Annotated in this window: 30 protein-coding genes; 29 read left to right on the top strand and 1 reads right to left on the bottom strand. The window is 29.6% G+C overall.

Going from position 1 to position 17,808, the window contains the following annotated elements; translation table 11 throughout:
- The first annotated feature begins 6 nt into the window (after window positions 1-6).
- From BAOM_RS13940 to BAOM_RS13895, 12 genes are all read left to right on the top strand, one after another.
- Window positions 7-327 carry a hypothetical protein gene (locus tag BAOM_RS13940; protein ID WP_127760775.1) on the top strand — a complete coding sequence of 107 codons (321 nt, stop codon included), beginning with the start codon at window positions 7-9 and terminating at the stop codon, window positions 325-327.
- A gap of 184 nt (window positions 328-511) precedes the next feature.
- On the top strand, window positions 512-778 hold the full coding sequence (locus tag BAOM_RS13935; protein ID WP_127760774.1) for a hypothetical protein: 267 nt from the start codon (window positions 512-514) through the stop codon (window positions 776-778).
- A gap of 36 nt (window positions 779-814) precedes the next feature.
- On the top strand, window positions 815-979 hold the full coding sequence (locus tag BAOM_RS24470) for a hypothetical protein (RefSeq protein ID WP_164853232.1): 165 nt from the start codon (window positions 815-817) through the stop codon (window positions 977-979).
- Between the two features lie 14 nt (window positions 980-993).
- Window positions 994-1,242 (top strand): hypothetical protein, encoded by a 249-nt coding sequence (locus tag BAOM_RS13930; protein ID WP_127760773.1) that lies wholly within the window; start codon window positions 994-996, stop codon window positions 1,240-1,242.
- Window positions 1,243-1,256: 14 nt separating this feature from the next.
- Entirely contained in the window at window positions 1,257-1,841 is a 585-nt protein-coding gene (locus BAOM_RS13925; protein WP_127760772.1) for a hypothetical protein, read from the top strand.
- 98 nt (window positions 1,842-1,939) lie between these two features.
- Window positions 1,940-2,227, top strand: coding sequence for a hypothetical protein (locus BAOM_RS13920; RefSeq protein WP_127760771.1), 288 nt, complete (start codon window positions 1,940-1,942; stop codon window positions 2,225-2,227).
- 42 nt (window positions 2,228-2,269) lie between these two features.
- Window positions 2,270-2,554 (top strand): hypothetical protein, encoded by a 285-nt coding sequence (locus tag BAOM_RS13915; RefSeq protein WP_127760770.1) that lies wholly within the window; start codon window positions 2,270-2,272, stop codon window positions 2,552-2,554.
- Window positions 2,555-2,740: 186 nt separating this feature from the next.
- On the top strand, window positions 2,741-3,901 hold the full coding sequence (locus tag BAOM_RS13910; RefSeq protein ID WP_127760769.1) for an AimR family lysis-lysogeny pheromone receptor: 1,161 nt from the start codon (window positions 2,741-2,743) through the stop codon (window positions 3,899-3,901).
- Between the two features lie 150 nt (window positions 3,902-4,051).
- Window positions 4,052-4,207 carry a hypothetical protein gene (locus BAOM_RS24465; RefSeq protein ID WP_164853231.1) on the top strand — a complete coding sequence of 52 codons (156 nt, stop codon included), beginning with the start codon at window positions 4,052-4,054 and terminating at the stop codon, window positions 4,205-4,207.
- Complete coding sequence (locus BAOM_RS13905; protein ID WP_164853230.1) at window positions 4,194-5,267, top strand: tyrosine-type recombinase/integrase; 1,074 nt, start codon at window positions 4,194-4,196, stop codon at window positions 5,265-5,267. Before BAOM_RS24465 ends, BAOM_RS13905 begins: the two co-directional genes overlap by 14 nt.
- Window positions 5,268-5,429: 162 nt before the next feature.
- Window positions 5,430-6,752, top strand: a complete 1,323-nt coding sequence (locus tag BAOM_RS13900) for a DNA sulfur modification protein DndB (protein WP_127760767.1) — start codon at window positions 5,430-5,432, stop codon at window positions 6,750-6,752.
- A 32-nt stretch (window positions 6,753-6,784) separates the two neighbouring features.
- Window positions 6,785-7,762 carry a phage lytic cycle repressor MrpR family protein gene (locus tag BAOM_RS13895; protein WP_127760766.1) on the top strand — a complete coding sequence of 326 codons (978 nt, stop codon included), beginning with the start codon at window positions 6,785-6,787 and terminating at the stop codon, window positions 7,760-7,762.
- Between the two features lie 334 nt (window positions 7,763-8,096).
- On the opposite strand, the gene BAOM_RS13890 is transcribed toward BAOM_RS13895, so the two are convergent.
- Window positions 8,097-8,321 carry a helix-turn-helix domain-containing protein gene (locus tag BAOM_RS13890; protein ID WP_127760765.1) on the bottom strand — a complete coding sequence of 75 codons (225 nt, stop codon included), beginning with the start codon at window positions 8,319-8,321 and terminating at the stop codon, window positions 8,097-8,099.
- A gap of 195 nt (window positions 8,322-8,516) precedes the next feature.
- Here BAOM_RS13890 and BAOM_RS13885 point away from each other — a divergent pair, with 195 nt between their 5' ends.
- The 17 genes from BAOM_RS13885 to BAOM_RS13815 all read left to right on the top strand — a co-directional run bounded on the left by BAOM_RS13885 (window position 8,517) and on the right by BAOM_RS13815 (window position 17,787).
- Window positions 8,517-8,888 carry a helix-turn-helix domain-containing protein gene (locus BAOM_RS13885; RefSeq protein ID WP_127760764.1) on the top strand — a complete coding sequence of 124 codons (372 nt, stop codon included), beginning with the start codon at window positions 8,517-8,519 and terminating at the stop codon, window positions 8,886-8,888.
- A gap of 18 nt (window positions 8,889-8,906) precedes the next feature.
- Window positions 8,907-9,383, top strand: coding sequence for a hypothetical protein (locus BAOM_RS13880; protein ID WP_127760763.1), 477 nt, complete (start codon window positions 8,907-8,909; stop codon window positions 9,381-9,383).
- 190 nt (window positions 9,384-9,573) lie between these two features.
- Window positions 9,574-9,846 carry a hypothetical protein gene (locus tag BAOM_RS13875; protein ID WP_127760762.1) on the top strand — a complete coding sequence of 91 codons (273 nt, stop codon included), beginning with the start codon at window positions 9,574-9,576 and terminating at the stop codon, window positions 9,844-9,846.
- Between the two features lie 267 nt (window positions 9,847-10,113).
- Window positions 10,114-11,877, top strand: a complete 1,764-nt coding sequence (locus BAOM_RS13870; RefSeq protein ID WP_127760761.1) for a zinc-ribbon domain-containing protein — start codon at window positions 10,114-10,116, stop codon at window positions 11,875-11,877.
- A complete protein-coding gene (locus BAOM_RS13865) occupies window positions 11,874-12,317 on the top strand; it encodes a hypothetical protein (protein ID WP_127760760.1) in 444 nt (147 codons plus the stop codon). The genes BAOM_RS13870 and BAOM_RS13865 overlap by 4 nt, the downstream gene beginning before the upstream one ends.
- A gap of 89 nt (window positions 12,318-12,406) precedes the next feature.
- Complete coding sequence (locus tag BAOM_RS24460) at window positions 12,407-12,583, top strand: hypothetical protein (RefSeq protein ID WP_164853229.1); 177 nt, start codon at window positions 12,407-12,409, stop codon at window positions 12,581-12,583.
- A gap of 36 nt (window positions 12,584-12,619) precedes the next feature.
- A complete protein-coding gene (locus BAOM_RS13860; protein ID WP_127760759.1) occupies window positions 12,620-12,805 on the top strand; it encodes a hypothetical protein in 186 nt (61 codons plus the stop codon).
- A 52-nt stretch (window positions 12,806-12,857) separates the two neighbouring features.
- Window positions 12,858-13,121 (top strand): hypothetical protein, encoded by a 264-nt coding sequence (locus tag BAOM_RS13855; protein WP_127760758.1) that lies wholly within the window; start codon window positions 12,858-12,860, stop codon window positions 13,119-13,121.
- 41 nt (window positions 13,122-13,162) lie between these two features.
- Window positions 13,163-13,456, top strand: coding sequence for a hypothetical protein (locus BAOM_RS13850; protein ID WP_127760757.1), 294 nt, complete (start codon window positions 13,163-13,165; stop codon window positions 13,454-13,456).
- Window positions 13,457-13,472: 16 nt separating this feature from the next.
- The gene (locus BAOM_RS13845; RefSeq protein WP_164853228.1) at window positions 13,473-13,706 is read left to right on the top strand and encodes a helix-turn-helix domain-containing protein; all 234 of its coding nucleotides are present in this window, start codon (window positions 13,473-13,475) and stop codon (window positions 13,704-13,706) included.
- A gap of 22 nt (window positions 13,707-13,728) precedes the next feature.
- Window positions 13,729-14,199, top strand: coding sequence for a hypothetical protein (locus BAOM_RS13840; RefSeq protein ID WP_127760755.1), 471 nt, complete (start codon window positions 13,729-13,731; stop codon window positions 14,197-14,199).
- A 99-nt stretch (window positions 14,200-14,298) separates the two neighbouring features.
- On the top strand, window positions 14,299-15,600 hold the full coding sequence (locus tag BAOM_RS13835; RefSeq protein ID WP_257467327.1) for a Gabija anti-defense Gad2 family protein: 1,302 nt from the start codon (window positions 14,299-14,301) through the stop codon (window positions 15,598-15,600).
- A gap of 27 nt (window positions 15,601-15,627) precedes the next feature.
- The gene (locus BAOM_RS13830) at window positions 15,628-15,924 is read left to right on the top strand and encodes a YodL domain-containing protein (protein WP_127760754.1); all 297 of its coding nucleotides are present in this window, start codon (window positions 15,628-15,630) and stop codon (window positions 15,922-15,924) included.
- Window positions 15,925-15,964: 40 nt separating this feature from the next.
- Window positions 15,965-16,489: a hypothetical protein gene (locus tag BAOM_RS13825; protein WP_127760753.1), complete on the top strand. Its 525-nt coding sequence runs from the start codon at window positions 15,965-15,967 to the stop codon at window positions 16,487-16,489.
- Between the two features lie 29 nt (window positions 16,490-16,518).
- A complete protein-coding gene (locus BAOM_RS24455) occupies window positions 16,519-16,671 on the top strand; it encodes a hypothetical protein (RefSeq protein WP_164853227.1) in 153 nt (50 codons plus the stop codon).
- Window positions 16,672-16,685: 14 nt separating this feature from the next.
- Window positions 16,686-17,411, top strand: a complete 726-nt coding sequence (locus BAOM_RS13820; RefSeq protein ID WP_127760752.1) for an alpha/beta fold hydrolase — start codon at window positions 16,686-16,688, stop codon at window positions 17,409-17,411.
- Between the two features lie 55 nt (window positions 17,412-17,466).
- Complete coding sequence (locus BAOM_RS13815) at window positions 17,467-17,787, top strand: hypothetical protein (protein ID WP_127760751.1); 321 nt, start codon at window positions 17,467-17,469, stop codon at window positions 17,785-17,787.
- The last annotated feature ends 21 nt before the right edge of the window (window positions 17,788-17,808 follow it).

Genomic DNA, 17,808 nt, shown 5'->3' with positions numbered 1-17,808 from the left:
ATAAAAATGGCTTGTGAATGTTGTCCGTTTGCTTTTACAGATGCTTCTGAGGAAGTTCAGAATTATGGTTGTCTACCAACGCCATACGATATTATTCAAATGAAACGAAAGACTGGTCACAATTGGGCTTGTCATAGTAACGAAAAGAAGATTTGTAAAGGATTCGTGGATCATGTTAAATGGTCACAAGAAAATGCTTTTGCAGATAAGTTAGATGATATTGATACGTCAAAAGGAAATCTTATTTCGTATGAAACTTGGTATTACAAAGGTGAAGAAGAAGCAATTAAAGAAGCTGACAGTAAAGAACATACGAAGAAAGGATAGTTTTATTTGGAGGTGAGCAGCTATAAAAGACAGTAAAATGAAAGAAATGATGTGTAATTTAGAGAATATAAAACATGAGCATAAAGAAGATTTATATATGTTACGTTTAATTGAGGATACAGAAATTTATCTTAAAATGATTGATCTTCGTATTCGAAGAAATGAAAAATAATGGGGTGAAGTTATGGAGAGATTGAATGAAATTATGAATCGAAAACCTAGTAAATGGGGTAATTTAACCATTAAAGAATTTGAAAGAGATATAAAGTTACTTCAAGAAACTTGTAGACATTTAGTTATAAATGATAAATACGTTAATCTGCTTGAAGAACAACGAAAAGAACTAATTAGCTTAAGCCTTTGGTCAGCTAGGAGATTGCATAAAATTCATAAAAATTTTGCTTACAATGAATTAGATAAAATTACAGAACAAAAACATGAAAGGTTATAAGTTAAAAATTGAAATTTATTCGAAGGAGGTTAAACTATGGATTGCAAACATAAAGAAATTGTCATGGTCAATAAGGTAGGTAAAAGGTGCGAAACTGGTGGTCATGAAGTAGATTTTGTTATTAAGTGTCGCATGTGTGATGAAGACTTATCCCGTATAAGTGAATATAAAAGAATTATTTATAATATTTCAAAACATTAAAAGGCAGATGATAAATGAAATTAATAATTAAATTAATGTTATTTTCAGCAGCGTTATTAATTGTATCTTATCTCATATTCGTTAATACTTCAGATCGCAAGGAAGATTTAGAATTAGGTGATAAAGTAACTATAATAATGCCCAATGGAACCACTATTCATACTTACGAAGGATACATAATTAAAGATGGAGATAAGTTAATTTATAAAGGTAAATATGATGAATACAATATAACGGGTGGAGTTGTTGAATATGAAGAGTAGAAGGGAGCAAGGGAATGGAATACATAGTTAAGGTGAAGCAAGATATTAGAAAGAATTGGTTTAACAATCATATAGCTAAAATTGAAGGAGAAGAAGGTTTACAAGTTATTTATTGGGGAGAACCGGGAACAAATATGTATCGTACTAAATATGTGTTGTCTGGTAATAACGTTTTTATTTCGGGTGACATCGGAGAAGCTGTCTACTCACTTACTTGTGCAGCGACATTGGATAATATTAAGGATTTCAATTTAAGTTATTTCACCAAGAAATTATCAGCCTTCTGTGAAGATCGTTGGGACTTTGATGAAAAACTAGCTAAAAAGGAACTAAAAGAATATTGGGAAGAATATGAAATGAGTCAAATCGAGGACAGTAAAGAAATTTATGACGGTATTATATCTGCAATTGAGGAAAGTAGAAGTATTAACGAGTATCACTCTTGGCTTATGACGGTTTACCATGATACTTCAATAGATTCAGATATTATGGAATATGTATGGGATTTCGGGCGGAAAATGCCACCTCGTTTAATTGGTTATTGGGTAGGGTTGCAAATGATAATTGAACAGTTAGAGAAAAAAGATAAGGTAAATTAAAATACCAATTTTATCACAGGTTTTATACTAGATATAGATATAAAATTAATTAAAGACACTATATATAGTTATGGTTTTATAACTAGGAGGAGAAAATATTGAACAAAGATCAATTAGAGATCCTTACAGAGATATTAATTAATATAGGTGATAAGTTGCAATACTTACAAAAAGAATATGATGATTACACAATACATAATATGGCTGAATGGCTCAAATATCCTGATATTTCTGAAGGTGTGATAGTGAAACACAAATTTAAGGATTATGGAGAAGGATACGTTAGAAACATTAATATGGAGTCTACTCATCCACTTGAAGTTCATTTCTCTTTTTATCCAGAATACGTGGATTGTAATTTTAGTGATTTGGAAGTAATTAAATAATTCCAGTAAAACATTTATTTTAAAGGAGGTATTAATAAATTTATGAAAATAAAAGTAGATAAAATTAAAAAAGGTTTAATGCGTATACATTACATAAAAGAAATTGAGTATATGGATAATAAGTATAGAAAAATAAATAGGCTGACCTCTCAGGTTGGAGATGTCGCTTTAACAATAAAAGATGGATTATGGACTACTAAAGGTGAGTTTTATCTATTACAAGAATGTTATCCTCCAAATGGATTTAAAGGTATTATCGCTGACGATGGTAATCCTATGGGTATCCACGATGATTTGGGTGGATTTGATTTCTATAGAAGGATTTAATAATCATACGATGAAAGCACTATTTTATTACGAGCAGCACTTGATATAGGTGTTGCTTTTTGTGTATAAATATGTCCACTTATATCCTTAAAATCCCATCATACCCAACAATTACACATTAAATTTTAGTTGACTATATGATATAATTTAGACCGTAAAAAATAAACAGTAAGGGGTTTAATTGAGTTGAAAGAATTTAACCTCAAGAAGTACATTCGTGATTTACAATCGAAAGATCATACTTTACTATCTAAATTAGCTGAAATAGCAGGTCATACAAGCACATCACCCATTATAAAATGGTTAGATAACCCTCATCGAGAACTTGACAATTTTTGTAGTCTACTATTAATTGTAAGACATCTCTTCCCACAAAAAGAGAATGAAATTATGTCTAGGTACTCTTTACTACTAGACCCAAATAAAAAAGCAGCTCGTTACATGCTTGAATATCTCTCTACACATAGACTTCTCGAACCTATGCAATTATTATTAGACAAAATGGGAAAAGAGTCATATAAAAAGAGTCAAGAGTGGGTAGAAGTATACTCTGTTTTGTATGAATTACAATTAAATTATAGAACTTTAGATAAAGAAGAATACTTAAGAAAGATTATAAAAATAAAAGTTAATGATCCCAAATTAAACTTTCTCCTTAATTCTATTAAAGCATATATGTATTTTATTAAAGGAAATCATAAGATGTCTAATGAAATTATCAAAGTATTAGCAATTAAATTTGAAGATTTAAAAGATAGCTATGTTAAAAATAGTTATTATGCTAGGCTTAACGAATCATTAGCATATCTGAACTTATGGGTATTAAATGATAATGATGCAGCTCGTAAAAATGCTTCGATTGTATTGGAGTCGAATATAGGGAAACAGTTTGATGCTCAAGCTTATTTCACATTAGGTTATTCATATTACTTTACGTCATACGATAAGGCAGAGGAATATATATTAAAAAGTATTGACATGTATAACAGAATTGGTTTCACCGAAACGACGAGACAAATAGAAGAAGGTTATGAACGCTTAAAGATATATTGGGGTAAAAAACAAATAGATGAACCTTTTCTAACAGTGGAAAACGAACTCTTATTTCGCGCGTTGAGAAAAGAAGACATTTCAGATGATTTACAGAGGTTTGGTGGAGATATCGATGAAGCTAGAAGGAATTTTATATTAGGAGTTAGTAAAGATGATGTAGATTTATTGTTATTATCCATGATACAGTATTTGAAAAATGGAAATACACTGTATGCGAATGTACCAATGAATGAGTTAAAAAAAATAAATTATAATCCAGTTATTTTAAATGAATTGATAAATGTTCATAGATAATTTCAAATGGATAGTCATGCTTTCAAATGAAAAGTGTGGCTATTTTTTAATTATTTAAATAAAATTATATAAAATAGTAATAAAAGTATTGCACTTTGGATATAATTACTATATACTAAGTTTAAGAAATAACATTGAGAGGTGAAACAAATGTTAAACGACCTGTACGGATGGTATAAACGAAATTTAAATAATTGGACTACATATAATAAGCGAAAAGCAAAAGATGAGCTATTGGCTATAGTAAAATTAATCGATGAGGATCTCAATAAAGGAAAGGGAGGGGTTAAAAATGCAAGCTGCTAATAATAAAGAAGTAAAATTATTAAATGCCATTGAAAATAACAGAGAGTCAAAAATTTCTGATTTACATGACTATAAAGTTTTCAATGACATACAAAATTATTTTAATGACCTCGAAACATTTAGCAAGAATACGAAAAGAGGTTACGAAAGAGATATTAAAGATTTCTTTGAAGGGTTTCTAAAAAAAGATATCAGATACCTTACTGAAAATGATTTAAAAATTGATAAAAAGCTCATTTTAAAGTTTAGAAAATGGCTCATAGATAGTGAAGAATATGCAAATTCAACAATCAATAGAAAAATTAGAGGATTGAAGAGTTTATACGATACATTAAGTTCATATGAGTATGATGTTAATTTAAACTCATTTAATAAGATTAGAGAGCTTCCTAATAAGACTAAAGCACACGGAACATTAACACCTGAAGAAGCTTTTAAGATGGCTGAGTTAGCATTAGAAACTGAAAGAGAACAAAAGAAAATAAAATATTACCTAATTCAAACTGCAATAAGAACGTCTTTGAGGATTAGTGATTTGTTAGCTTTAGAATGGAACGACTTTAAAGAAAAAGATGATTTAGTAGTAATTACAATATATGAAGAGAAAACAAATAAAGAAACTGAAAAACCATTAGTACGAAGTTTTCATGAAGAATTATTAAGTATTAAAGAAGAGGGAAAAGATAAAGTATTTAATATCGATAGAGATACTATAACTAGAATGATGAAAAGACTTAGAGTGAAAATGGGTTTCCCACCAGAAAGAAATATTGTATTTCACAGTTTCCGAAATGTAGGGATTAACTTTGTATTAGATGTTACTGGGGACGTTAAAGCAGCAGCCGAACAAGGAAATCACAGTAACATCAATACTACCTATTCTCATTATTTAGATAGAAATAAGAACTATGATAATATGGCTGGAGTATTAATGGATAAAGAGCTAAATGAGAATGTTTTAAATGATCTAAGTAAAGAAGAGTTGTTAGAATTAATTGATAAATTAAGTTTTAAAAGTAAAGTTGAATTAATAAAATTAGCAGAAGGAAATATAAAATAGATGAATTAAAATAAATAAAAACATTTAAAAATGCATATTTCTTGCATAAATTTAACAATAATTTATGCCATTAAACTTTACAATGTAGTTTATAGACTATATATTATAAATTGAGGAATATATAAATTTACTATCAATACTTATAAAAGAGGTGTTATATATATGTTAAAAGAGAGAGGATTATTAGAATCTAATCTTATTGAAGTAATTAATAAGGTTAAATATGATAAACCAAAAGTAAAAAAGATTAAACAAGGAATGAAAGAATATAATTTTACACCGGGGGAAATACAAAGTTATTTTCACGATACAGAAGATAAATTACCTGAGTTAGACTTAAGGATTCTTTGTTTATTAACCCAAGAAATTTATATTGTAACTTTAGAAGATAATATTAAACCTGATGTATACTTTACTACAACAGAATTAAAACAAGCTAAAACTTTTGACTATTCTCTAGCTAGAGAATTTGAAGAAGTTAAATTTCCGATTATTTTAGATAAAGTAATTATGATTGACTCAGAAAATTATATAACAATATGGGATATACACTTCATTAAAAAGTTGATGGACAATCAATTATTAAGATATAATTTTGATACTCAACGTGAGCATATTAGAATAAAGAGAAATAATACTATGCAAAGAGGTATCAATGTAAATAGTAAATCAGTAAAAGAAATCGAAGAGAGTGCATTAAATAATGAATTAGAAACTACTACAATTACTATTAATGCACTTGTTGGTACATCCGATGATGGGGAAGAGTTGACTTATGATGCTAAAAAGATGCAGCTATCTGTTCATGAAGGAACTTTCCTTGATATCGTAGATGGATTCCATCGTATAACAGGTGCATTAAATGCTCTTAAGAAAGATCCAGAAATTAATCAAGTATTCCAAGTAGCAATTAAAAATTTTAATATTAAACAAGCCCAGAAACATCTCGCCCAAATTTCGAAAATCAATGAAATTAATAAGACTCACATTGAGGCTTTAGAAGCTTCTAGAAAGTCTGACTTGGTTGTTAGACAACTACAAAGAGAATCTGATTTAAGAGGGAAGATATCTCAAACGAATAGAATACACTCTAAAGTGGGAGAGTTAGTTTCTTATAATACACTTGCAGATACAATCGAAGAAGAGTTCAACATGAAAACTAAGATGGATGCTATGGAAGTAGGAGAGTATCTAACAGAGTTCTTTGATCTTTTAATTGGTTCCTACCCAAATGAGTTTATTAAAGATGAGGAAAATAATTCTTTAATGAGTGAAAATATTATGTTTGGTGGATATGTAGTCTTAGCTAAAAGAATGAAAGAAGAAGGAATGCCTTTAAGTAAACTTAAAAAGATTGTAAATAATATTGATTTTGACAGAAACAATGTAGATTGGACTATGGTGAATATTCTTGATGTAGAAGGAAGACTTTCTCCTACTGCAAAAAATAATGTGAAGAAGTTTTTCAGGGGTTTAGAGTTGTAAATGGATTGGACTAAAAATGGAGGGCAAATGACATGCTGTACAATGAGAATATTAAAGAAGAGTTTTTAAACGAATATAACAACGAAGCTACCCAAGATACAATGAGACATTTATTTTTAAAGAGTGCTGAAACAGAAGACATGTTGAAAAAGGACTTATACGATTTTACACTTGAAGAAATCGGTACTATTATGTATGAAATAAACCCAAAAACCACTAATTCAGCAAGAACTTACGGAAGATTTATTAATTATTATATAGATTGGGCTATTGAGCATTATAGAACAGGTAATGTAAGCTCTTTAAATGGCGAGCCTATTGATCATTTTGATAAATATATTGATAAGGATTTAAAACTACTTTATTCAGAAGAAGAAATTATTGAAATGGAAGATAAGCTTATAAATTATCAAGATAAAGTAGTCATTAGGATGTTGTTTGAAGGTGTTGAAGGTGACGGGTTATCTGAGTTGTTAAATTTACAAGAAGATGATGTTGACTTTGAAAAGGGTATTTTACATCTTAAAGACGATAAAAAAGGAGAAAGAACATTAGAGATTAAAGATGAAGATAAACGCTGTTTAGAGTTTATTCAGAAAGCATCTGGAGAATCTTATTATCATTTTAAAAATGGAGAAGGAAAAGGTAAAAATAAAGGCATAGAATTATTAGAAAATAACTATGTTGTTAAATCTGTGAGAAATAGAGCTATTAATTTAGAGAGAGCAGATAAACATTTAATTTATAGAAGGTTAGCAACAGTTAGCAAGATGTTGGAATACCCGTACCTTAATGCGAAGAATATCATGAAATCTGGCATGTTGAAAATGGCTAAAGATTTATACGTTAGAGATGGAGAACTGGAGAAAGTGCAATTAACTGAGATAGCAGAAAGATTCAATGCTACAAAAGTTAAGATAAATAATACACTTGATTACAATTTAACGCCTATTAAATCTGTGGTAACAATAGATAATTTAAAAGAACTATATCCTGAAATATTTATGTAATAATCTCAACAAACGGAACATAATTCATTAAATCCCTGTGCTTAGGGGTTTAATAATACATACTAAATAAATAAAATTATAACATTTCCAAGTTTTCAAATAAAAAATATTGGAAGTTTGTGAACTGTATATTGGGTTAAAAACCTTTGTTTACCAAGGGATTGCGATTGAATCCGATATAGAATTCACAAACTCACTTAAAAATTATGACATAATTCGACAAAAGTAGACAATGACATCTTTGTAAAATTGATGTAATATTATCCTATTACTAAATGTTCATTACATAATGAACTCGTGAGGAGGCTAAGGAGAAATCCCTAACCCATACCTACTATTGATCTTCGACAATCTGATATTCATAAAGGTCATCAACATGACAGTCTAAAACAGAAGCGATGAGAATTGCAGTCTTTAATGACATGAATTGTTTATTGTGGATATAAGCAGATATTTGAGACTTTTTGATACCTGTTTTATCACTAAGAGCAATTTGCGTCCAGCCACGCTTCTTTAATAAATCAAATAGTAGGCATTTTCCGAGTTGAATTTCAATCATCGGAAACCTCCTTAATTAAAAAGAACAGCTTATATAGTTTAACAAATATTGTTCAAATAAGAAAGTATTAATATAGGTAAAAGGATATAGGTTGCTTTTGTTTAATATGTGTTAATCTGTTAGATGAAAAAATAATCCATTGGTTGAAAGTTAAAACATGTGTGGTACACTAGGAAAAAAGGTGGTGAAACACATATGATGAAGGTGAATGTGGGTGATTTTCTTAGATTGAAAAGACTAGAGAAAAGAATGACACTTAGCGACATAGCAAGTAAAGTTGGGGTATCAACTAATTATATAAGTGAAATTGAAAAAGGTACTAAATCAAATCCATCTGATGATAAAATTATTCAGCTTGCTGAAATTTTTAATTTAAATGAAGATGATTTATTTGTTGCGTTTAATAAATTACCTCTATCAGCAAGAAAAGAAATTTACGCTCACCCTAGTTTAGCAAAAGCCTTATCGGAGTTAAACAACGATCAATCATTGAGCTACGAAAAGAAAGAGCAATTTTATAACAAATTAGTATATTGGTATAAAAAGATATCAGAAGAAGATAATTAAGAAAGGAAGTATTATACAATGAATGAGCAGCGTCAACGAATGATTGAGAATCAAGAAGAGATTTTGAGAAATCAAGAACTCATGATGGATAATGAGCCATTTTGGGAGCACTTCAGTGATCACCTTATTATTGCTTTCTCCTTTTCCTCCCTAGGTTTCATAGCAGGTACGTATCTAATCTATTACCTTTATAAGAAAAAAATAAAAATAGACTATGATATAGAAGAAGGTGAAGTTATGAGAGTGGATAGAAATAACGGTAAAAGGTTATTAGTCGTAAGACCTGAGAATCTTATGCAAGTATATGATATAATACTTCTTTCCTTTTTTGATAGAGGAAAAGGTAAATATATATTCAAGCATGATACAAAAAGAATTCGGATAATTAGAAATGTAATTATTATTCTGATGGCAATACTTATTTTATCAGGAGTACTACTTCTTTTATCAGCTTTGAAAATGGATATGAACCCATTTAACTATATTTTCAAGTAATTTTATTTATTTAAAAAAAATAATATAATGATAGCCAATATAGGAAAATAAGGGTATAATAAATAAGAACTGATGTTCTTGTTTTGAGAGAAGGTTCGATACAATGTAAAAAATCAAGGCTTATTTTCATAAAAACATTAGTAAAAAAGAAGTGTATAAATTATAATATTTAACAAGGGAGAATGATACAATGGAAACGTATAGATTAACTGGAGAGGTTACAATTAACTTTGATACATACTTGAAGGGGAATAAGAAGGACGCATTAGAGTTTATAAATAAGTTTAACGAATTTGCTTTACAGTTTCAAAATGTCGATTTAAAAGTAGTTGATGGAGAGTGTAAAGGTAGAGTGCTCGATCATAGTTTTCGATGGATATCTATTGAAGATGAAGAAGAAAATATACAAATTATAGACGAAGATTTACTAGCAGATAAAAAAAAGACACTAAGTAAAACTTAGCATCCAAAATTACTATTTGGGCGGCAACCCATGTAGTGATAGAAATCACATTAAATTATTTTATGACACAATAATATCACATTTTAAATTCGTTATCAATGGTAATATGTTAAACTTGATTTAACTTTGAATCAAACTAGAATTAGTCATCTTAGAATTTTCTGAATAAGAAGTATACTGAGGTGACTAATTTTAATGGTTTACATAAATAAAATTATGTGATATATTGGTAGTGGGATAAAGTTTATATTTTGTTAGAAGGAGGAGATGAGTAAGTTAATGGCTATATTGGAAAAAGAAATATTAGTAGAAGCTTCTGGAATGAATATTAAACACTACGAAGAAATAGGTTATACGATCCCTAGGCAAAAAGATAGAAAAGGTAGATTGAATGTAAAGAAAGGAACTAAAATTTTAGTCAAAGTAACTGACTTACCTAGAAGAAGTAGCACATTGGTAACTAAAATATGTGATGAGTGTGGAAAACACATTGGGGAAATTGCATATGCGTCCCTTATGGCTAATAGAAATAAAGGGGACGGAATAGACAGATGTAGAAAATGTGCAATGTTGAAAAATGGGATCAACAGAAAAGAAAATGTACCGTATGAAAAGTCTCTTGATTATTTTGCTAAAACAAATAACAAAGAATATCTATTAGAGGAGTTCAGTGATAAAAATGATAAAAAACCAGAAAATATAAATTACTGTACTACTGATGAATACCTATGGATATGCAACAAATGTAAAAGTGAGTTCGTTATGCAACCAGCTTATAGATCATCTGGTGGAAATTGCCCTTATTGTATAGGAAGAAAGGTTAATCATACCAACTGTTTATGGACTACTCACCCTGAGATAGCGAAGTTGCTTAAAAACAAAGAACGTGGTTATGAAGTACTTTCTACACACAGTAAATCATTAGAAATATTAAAGTGTGATAAATGTGGCTATGAATCTGAAAAAATAATCAACCACATTAGAAAATATGGATTTGTTTGTCCGAAATGTTCAGATGCTGTGAGTTATCCTGAGAAATTTATGGCTAGTATGTTAGATCAAATTAATATTGAACATAAAAAAGAAAAAACATTTGAATGGTCGAAAGTTAATAATAGTAAGAAAAGATACGATTTTTATATACCTTCATTGAATTGCATCGTTGAAACTCATGGTAAACAACATTATGATGGTGGTTTTGAGTATCACAATGGAGGTAAAACTCTTGAAGAAGAAAGGAAAAATGATTTAATCAAAAAAGAGTTAGCTATCAATAACGGAATTCAACATTATATTATCATTGATTGCAGAGAATCTAGTATCGAATACATAAAAAGCAATATAATGTCAAGCGATTTATCAGTTTTGTTAAATTTAAATGAAATTGATTGGTTGAAATGTCATGAGTATGCTTGTAATTCAATGGTGAAAGCGGCTTGTGACTTATGGAATGAAGGGGTTAAAAGCACATCGGAAATAAAAAATAAACTATCAATAGGTAAAGGTACTGCTTTAAGGTATTTAAAACAAGGTGCTGAATTAGGTTGGTGTGATTATGATCCTAAAAAAGTAAGCAGTAAAGCTAGGTCGATTAACGGTAAAATAAACGGTAAAAAGAAATCTAAGAAAGTGGTTCAATTGTCACCAAAAAGAGAATTTATAAATGAATTTGAAAGTATGGAAGCTGCTAGAATAGCAACGAACGCCAAGAATATACCAGCAGTTTGTAAAGGGATATTTAAGTCATCTGGTGGCTTCTTGTGGATGTATAAAGAGGATTATGAAAAGAATAAGGATTATCTTCTTTCTTTACCCGAAGTACAAGTTAGCAGAGAAAGAAAAGTAATTCAACTATCTTTGAACGGAGAGTTTATAAAAGAATGGAGCAGTGTAAAAGAAGCGACTTCTATATCACATGGAATACGAAGAGTGTGTAAAGGTAGACAAAAAACCGCAGGTGGTTACAAATGGATGTATAAAGAAGATTATGATAATATTTATAAATCTACGAATAAAGGAGTAAAAATATGACAATTGTAGAATCTGAAATGAGAAAAGAACGTTTGCTATATATTTTAAAAAATTCATTAACATGGTCTTCTAGTATAATAAACAGTTTCGATGATGCATCATTGAATCATATTTATCAGTTGCTCTTAGATCAGCAGAAACTATATAAAGTTAAACTTTCAGAAAATAGTGTATTTAGTCTTAGACTAACTTTACCGTCAAAGCTTGCTAAAGAACATGGGGTTACATATGGAGATCGCTTTAATATTAAGTTTAATGTTGATAAGAAGGAAGTATATTTAGATTTCGTACATAATGGCAAATGTAAGATTGATAAGAATAGATTGATTGTAATGCCTTATTCATTGGTTGAAAGAAATGTACTCAAACGTAATGATGATACGCTGCTATATTATAAGGATGGTAGGATTACCATTAAGTCGTTTAGCTTTATGCAATAACTAAATAAAATTATATAAAATGATTGACTTTTAAGTTTGGTAAATTTATACTTGAAATATATAGAATAATAGTAAGTGAGGTAAGAAAAGTGACACCTGAAGAAAAAATCAATAAAGCAATTAAAGAGTGTTATAAAGCATTGGAACATTTAGAACAAGATAATAAACGAATGACTATTGGGACGCTAGACATCGTTGAAGAAAGAATTCAAGCTGCACGGTGGATGGTTATTAACATGATCGAAGATGAAGAAGGAGAGTTTTAAGTTAGTATAGACTTATACTACAAAGTAGGTGATTAAATGGTTGATTTCAGAAAAGTCTTTTTTCCAACGGGAGAAGAGAAGCGTCAACAAAAAGAACTTCTCAATAGACTTGAGAGGGAGCGTGTACTCCACTTTATGAATCAAGGATTCAATAGACAAGAGGCAGAAGAACAAATTGATAAAGAAGTAAAGGAGTTTACGGAGCGAGATTATTACAGTTAATTCGCAGTTCAAAGGTACGTTAAAAGATGCATTTTATAAGGAGGTTAGTGGAATGAAAATTAGTGAAATGATTGAAAAACTTCAACGGATTAAAAATGAATATGGGGATTTAGAAATTTATGAGCATAATGACTGGACTACACTATCTAAATATGAATCAGGTTATAGACCTAGAGTAAGTAAAATTTATTATCAAAAATGGGAAGATGCTGAACATATGCAGAATGAATTAAGTGAAGGGAATGTAAATGAAGCAGATGATGAATTATTTGATGTGGATATAAGTAAACCTATTATTCTAGGGGTTACTATCTAACGAATAAAAGTTAAGTTTTAACTTAAAAGGAGATGTTGAATATGTATTTTTACACAATTTCAAACGGTGAGTATTCTGACTACTCATATACAACTATTTACCATGAAACAAAATTCACGAATAAACAATTTGTAGAAATGTACAATAAAGCACTTGAAAGTATGAATGGGGAATATGAGTACCATGATGGAGTAGCTGAGAAAATGGCTGAAATGTTCGGGTTTAAAATAGCAGAAGATGAATATGAGATTGGTGTTGGTTATGGTTCACATAAGCCAATTAACTTAAATGAAGTATCTGAAGATTACAATAGCTATTATAGAGATGGAATTTAACATAAGGGGTAGTAATATGAAAAGGAATTACGTGATGCAGATAACACATGAGGAAATGGCTGAGTATGGTAAGCTATTCAGATCACTTAGAAAGTCAACTGGATTAAGTTTGACTAAATTTGCAGATGAGCTAAAGATTATATCAAGAACAAGCTTAAGTAAGTGGGAGAAAGGTATCTCAGTGCCTAAAGAGGATATTTACTTGATTGAATGTAGAATTAGAGAAGTTGCTGAGAATTATAATAAATAAAATTACAAATGGAGGTTTTAAAATGAGCAAAATTAAAATACCTTACAAATTAGCAAATTCTATTGAATTAATCAAATCAGAAAAAGGAGAAGAGTATCTATATAAAATTGAATGGTTGATTAGTTATTTTAAAAATACAGTAACATTTGAAGATGAACTACAAGAGGCGATTAATTACGTTGTATCTTACATAAAAGAATCAGATGTACATAGAAAAACATATTTTAAAGTATTAGTTGATGGATACGAAAAACAAGATCCCTCTAGCTTTAGAGATTTGAATAGACAAGATAAAGAAATAATTCTAGAAGGTCTTACGAATGTTATTAAGGGATATATTTTCAATGAAAAAACTTATAAATTTACATATAATCATGAGCGTGGTACAGGTGTAACAGTTAAAACGGGAACTGGTATTCCTTTGATGAGTGGTTTGAACGGAACAGCCACTATCACCATTGAAGTTAATGGTGGAGCTGAAGATACTTATTAAGTTAAAATATACATTTTAACCTATAAATAGCGTTGAAAAACGGAGCATAAGCGAGTAAACGGGAGTATTCGAGAGGTATAAAAAGGAGGAGTAAATATCATGACAGTAGAAACAATTAATAATCTTATAGCAGATGAAGTGGCTAAAGGTATTGAACAGTTTAAAAGAAATTACATTAACACAAAATTCGAAAAGAATAAATTGTATGATTATCTCGGTGAAGATCTAATAGATACATTTAAGCATCATAATGCAATAATTGCAGGTGGAACAGTTACGAGTCTTTTCAATAATAAAGATATAAATGACATTGACGTTTATTTTAGAGATGAAGATTCACTTATTAACTTCCTGTCAGATGTATGGAGTAGTAGTTGTTGGATTGTTTCAAATACTAATAAAGCTACACAATTCATGTATAAAAAGAAAGACAAAGAAGTTAATGTGCAACTAATCCATTTTAAATATTTCAATGCAGCAGAAGATATCTTTGACACATTCGATTATACAGTTTGCATGGGAGCATATGATTTTACTACAGAAGAATTTATCTTACATCCAGATTTCCTTAAACATAACTCGCAACGTATTTTAAAGTTTAATAGTGAAACAGCTTTTCCAATTGTATCATTACTACGTGTTCAAAAGTATGAGAAGAAGGGATATGTAATTTCTAAGCCTGAATTTATTAGAATTATACTTACATGCATGAATTTAAATATCAATACATATGAAGAATTAAAAGATCAACTTGGTGGAATGTACGGAATTAATTACGACAAATTATTTGAAGATATCGAAGATGAAGAATTTGATTTACAATATGCGATAGATAAAATTGCTAATATTTCATTAAGTGAAGATTATTTCGTTAAACCTGCACCTGTAGAGTTTGGAGGCATTGACGATATCATTGACAATATTATTAAAACACCTTTCCAATACATCAAAAAGAATGATGAAAACTATCGCATTGGATCAACAGGATTACTTAGAAAAACGAAAGTTATCACATACGGTGAACAGGTTGATGGAAGTGATTACTTCAATGGTTTGAAAATTTATAAGTTTGTTAAGAAGGAAGACGATGTTTATAGAAGTTTTTATAAAAATAAATTTATATATAAAATTGGAGAAGAAGTTAAAGCTTCAAGAGAAGACTATGCCGATGGAAAACTGTATTTCAATTATAAGGATACCATTGCTCAATCGACATATAAAGACAGAAACAATGCAGTATTAATTGAAGCAACAATTGATCTAGATGGATTCGAATATGGTGAAGATGGTGTTATTACGACAAATAAAGCTTTTATCACAAGAGAAGTGCCGATATCTGAATGGGAAGAGTGGAATAAACCAGAACACGAAATTGATGATCTTACTAAGTTTTTCGATTAAAAAGCTGATTTTAAAGGAGGAGTAAACATGTGCAAATATGAAATTTTCCAAGTTAAACGTGAACTAACTAGAGAATTCGGCTATATGAGTAAGGATATGCTTGAAAATGAAATAAATCTAGATAACTATGATTCAGTTTATCAAGGAGAAATTGAAGGTAATTATAGCAACATAGATACACTGTTAGAGGATTTATTTGTAATGTTTAATATAAGTCATCCAGATAATTTCACTGGTAGATCAATGAGTGTTTCAGATGTCGTACAAATAAACGACAATTACTTCTATTGTGATTCATTCGGTTGGGAGAAGATTGCAGTATAAAATACGAATTTTAACTTAGAAATTAAAAGGAGTGTGCAGTATGAAAAATATATCAGTAGAAGATTTAAAAACGCTAAATAGAATTTTCAATATTATTGAGGATAGAGGATATGAGTTAATTCGTTTAAATAGTGAATTGTCTCCAGAAGAATATGGTCATAACCTTTACTCACATGGAATTCATGAAGTTTTGGAAAATCAAATAGGATTCTATTGTGAAGATAAATGGGATGAAATTCATTATAAATATTTTTCGTTTGAGCAATTTCTTAATGATGAGTATTTTGAAAAACTTAAAAAACAAGTAGATGAAAAACAGAAAAAAGAACAAATAGAAAAGGAAAAACGTGAAAAAGAAAAGTTAAAGATTAAAGAACGGGTGGCTCAAAAAGAAGCATTCGAAGTTGTAATAAAAGCAATGAGAATTCAAATTAATAAACTTAAAGAAGAAATAGAAACTGAACAGGATTATACTTTAAAAAGACGAAAGTCTCATGAGTTAGAATCTTTTAATCAATCTATAGAATACATTGAAGATAAAATGGTCGATCTAAAATTAATATAAAAGTAAGATTTTAATGAGTGGTGAACTGTATGAGCAAAGAAGAAATAGTAAAGAAAGCAGAAGCACAATTGAATAAATACAAAGAACAAAAGAGTGTGAATGACATTATAAAAAATGTGAATATACATAAAAATGATGGGATGTTGAGGAGGATTTTAACAATATTTAGAGGATATCCTTAAGGGGGAATTATCTGATGTTATCGTATACCGAATTGGGTAAAGGAACGCCAGTGGTATTTTTACATGGATTAGGCAGCAATTCGAAAGCTTGGATTCCACAACATGAATTATCAGATAAGTATAGACTTATAGCAGTTGATCTCCGTGGTCATGGTAGCACTGAAATAAATTACAATCTAACCGTTAAAAATTTTGCATCTGACATTATAAAACTATTAGAGCATCTAGATATACAGTCGGCTGTTATATGCGGATTGTCGTTAGGTGGTATCGTTGCCCAAGAAGTCTACAAACAACGTCCAGATATGGTTCTAGGCTTAATATTAGCTAATACGTGTTCATATGTCCCTCCTATACTTGCGTATGGAATAGTTAAGGAATCTGAGAGGCATATACGAGATGGAACGTTAATTGACCATGTGTTAGATAGAGGGTTACATAATCAAGCTTACAGAGAAGAAGCTAGAAATGCTTTTCTAATAAGAGATACATATTTAGAGTCGGCTAATGCTGCTACTGGATTAAATTATTTTCCATTATTACATAAGATAAGAGTACCAACATTACTTATAGGAAGTACAAACGACAAAGTCACACCTGTTATAAATACATACACAATGAGAATGTTCATTAAAAACGTAAGAAGTGTCATATTGTCTGATACCGGACATTTGAGCAATATAGAACAAAGTGAAAAATTTAATCAAAGTATTAGAGAATTTATGGAAATTTTCGGTTGACTATATAAATAAAATTATGTAATATAAAGATATAAATAGAAAGGGTGATTGATAAATGGGATTCAAATTACCAGCGAGTTTTTACGAGAAACAGAAAGAATTATATGAAAAGAAATACATCTCAATTGGTGAGAAAGAAATTCATGTTAGCGAGTTAGAGGATAGAAGTGTAACTCCTGAAATGAGAGCTACAATGAGAATGAACTCTTACGCACAAGATGATTTGCCTCCGAAGCTAACAGATGAAACTTTGATCAACACAGTTAAACATTATCTGTCACATTGTTCGAAACCTAGTTTCCCTTGTTCAACCTATGACGAAGCTATAATTCATAAATATGTTCCAGAGTTAATTAAACGATTGGGAGAGAAATGAGATAAAATTTAGGTTTTAACA

This window comes from Peribacillus asahii, from assembly GCF_004006295.1.
Lineage (GTDB): Bacteria > Bacillota > Bacilli > Bacillales > DSM-1321 > Peribacillus > Peribacillus asahii_A.
The sequence above is the reverse complement of the archived record's forward strand: the minus strand, read 5'-3'. Positions and strand labels throughout refer to the sequence as shown.

What these genes read in the sequence shown, in the direction of transcription:
- BAOM_RS13925 (WP_127760772.1), top strand. Translation starts at nt 1,257, where the DNA reads ATGGAATACATAGTTAAGGTGAAGCAAGATATTAGAAAGAATTGGTTT.
- BAOM_RS13880 (WP_127760763.1), top strand. Translation starts at nt 8,907, where the DNA reads ATGAATGAGCAGCGTCAACGAATGATTGAGAATCAAGAAGAGATTTTG.
- BAOM_RS13840 (WP_127760755.1), top strand. Translation starts at nt 13,729, where the DNA reads ATGAGCAAAATTAAAATACCTTACAAATTAGCAAATTCTATTGAATTA.
- BAOM_RS13865 (WP_127760760.1), top strand. Translation starts at nt 11,874, where the DNA reads ATGACAATTGTAGAATCTGAAATGAGAAAAGAACGTTTGCTATATATT.
- BAOM_RS13870 (WP_127760761.1), top strand. Translation starts at nt 10,114, where the DNA reads ATGAGTAAGTTAATGGCTATATTGGAAAAAGAAATATTAGTAGAAGCT.
- BAOM_RS24470 (WP_164853232.1), top strand. Translation starts at nt 815, where the DNA reads ATGGATTGCAAACATAAAGAAATTGTCATGGTCAATAAGGTAGGTAAA.
- BAOM_RS13900 (WP_127760767.1), top strand. Translation starts at nt 5,430, where the DNA reads ATGTTAAAAGAGAGAGGATTATTAGAATCTAATCTTATTGAAGTAATT.
- BAOM_RS13895 (WP_127760766.1), top strand. Translation starts at nt 6,785, where the DNA reads ATGCTGTACAATGAGAATATTAAAGAAGAGTTTTTAAACGAATATAAC.
- BAOM_RS13845 (WP_164853228.1), top strand. Translation starts at nt 13,473, where the DNA reads ATGAAAAGGAATTACGTGATGCAGATAACACATGAGGAAATGGCTGAG.
- BAOM_RS13830 (WP_127760754.1), top strand. Translation starts at nt 15,628, where the DNA reads ATGTGCAAATATGAAATTTTCCAAGTTAAACGTGAACTAACTAGAGAA.
- BAOM_RS13885 (WP_127760764.1), top strand. Translation starts at nt 8,517, where the DNA reads ATGATGAAGGTGAATGTGGGTGATTTTCTTAGATTGAAAAGACTAGAG.
- BAOM_RS13890 (WP_127760765.1), bottom strand. Translation starts at nt 8,321, where the DNA reads ATGATTGAAATTCAACTCGGAAAATGCCTACTATTTGATTTATTAAAG.
- BAOM_RS13825 (WP_127760753.1), top strand. Translation starts at nt 15,965, where the DNA reads ATGAAAAATATATCAGTAGAAGATTTAAAAACGCTAAATAGAATTTTC.
- BAOM_RS13815 (WP_127760751.1), top strand. Translation starts at nt 17,467, where the DNA reads ATGGGATTCAAATTACCAGCGAGTTTTTACGAGAAACAGAAAGAATTA.
- BAOM_RS13835 (WP_257467327.1), top strand. Translation starts at nt 14,299, where the DNA reads ATGACAGTAGAAACAATTAATAATCTTATAGCAGATGAAGTGGCTAAA.
- BAOM_RS13915 (WP_127760770.1), top strand. Translation starts at nt 2,270, where the DNA reads ATGAAAATAAAAGTAGATAAAATTAAAAAAGGTTTAATGCGTATACAT.
- BAOM_RS13850 (WP_127760757.1), top strand. Translation starts at nt 13,163, where the DNA reads ATGTATTTTTACACAATTTCAAACGGTGAGTATTCTGACTACTCATAT.
- BAOM_RS13940 (WP_127760775.1), top strand. Translation starts at nt 7, where the DNA reads ATGGCTTGTGAATGTTGTCCGTTTGCTTTTACAGATGCTTCTGAGGAA.
- BAOM_RS13820 (WP_127760752.1), top strand. Translation starts at nt 16,686, where the DNA reads ATGTTATCGTATACCGAATTGGGTAAAGGAACGCCAGTGGTATTTTTA.
- BAOM_RS24465 (WP_164853231.1), top strand. Translation starts at nt 4,052, where the DNA reads ATGTTAAACGACCTGTACGGATGGTATAAACGAAATTTAAATAATTGG.
- BAOM_RS24455 (WP_164853227.1), top strand. Translation starts at nt 16,519, where the DNA reads ATGAGCAAAGAAGAAATAGTAAAGAAAGCAGAAGCACAATTGAATAAA.
- BAOM_RS13935 (WP_127760774.1), top strand. Translation starts at nt 512, where the DNA reads ATGGAGAGATTGAATGAAATTATGAATCGAAAACCTAGTAAATGGGGT.
- BAOM_RS13875 (WP_127760762.1), top strand. Translation starts at nt 9,574, where the DNA reads ATGGAAACGTATAGATTAACTGGAGAGGTTACAATTAACTTTGATACA.
- BAOM_RS13860 (WP_127760759.1), top strand. Translation starts at nt 12,620, where the DNA reads ATGGTTGATTTCAGAAAAGTCTTTTTTCCAACGGGAGAAGAGAAGCGT.
- BAOM_RS13855 (WP_127760758.1), top strand. Translation starts at nt 12,858, where the DNA reads ATGAAAATTAGTGAAATGATTGAAAAACTTCAACGGATTAAAAATGAA.
- BAOM_RS13905 (WP_164853230.1), top strand. Translation starts at nt 4,194, where the DNA reads ATGCAAGCTGCTAATAATAAAGAAGTAAAATTATTAAATGCCATTGAA.
- BAOM_RS13930 (WP_127760773.1), top strand. Translation starts at nt 994, where the DNA reads ATGAAATTAATAATTAAATTAATGTTATTTTCAGCAGCGTTATTAATT.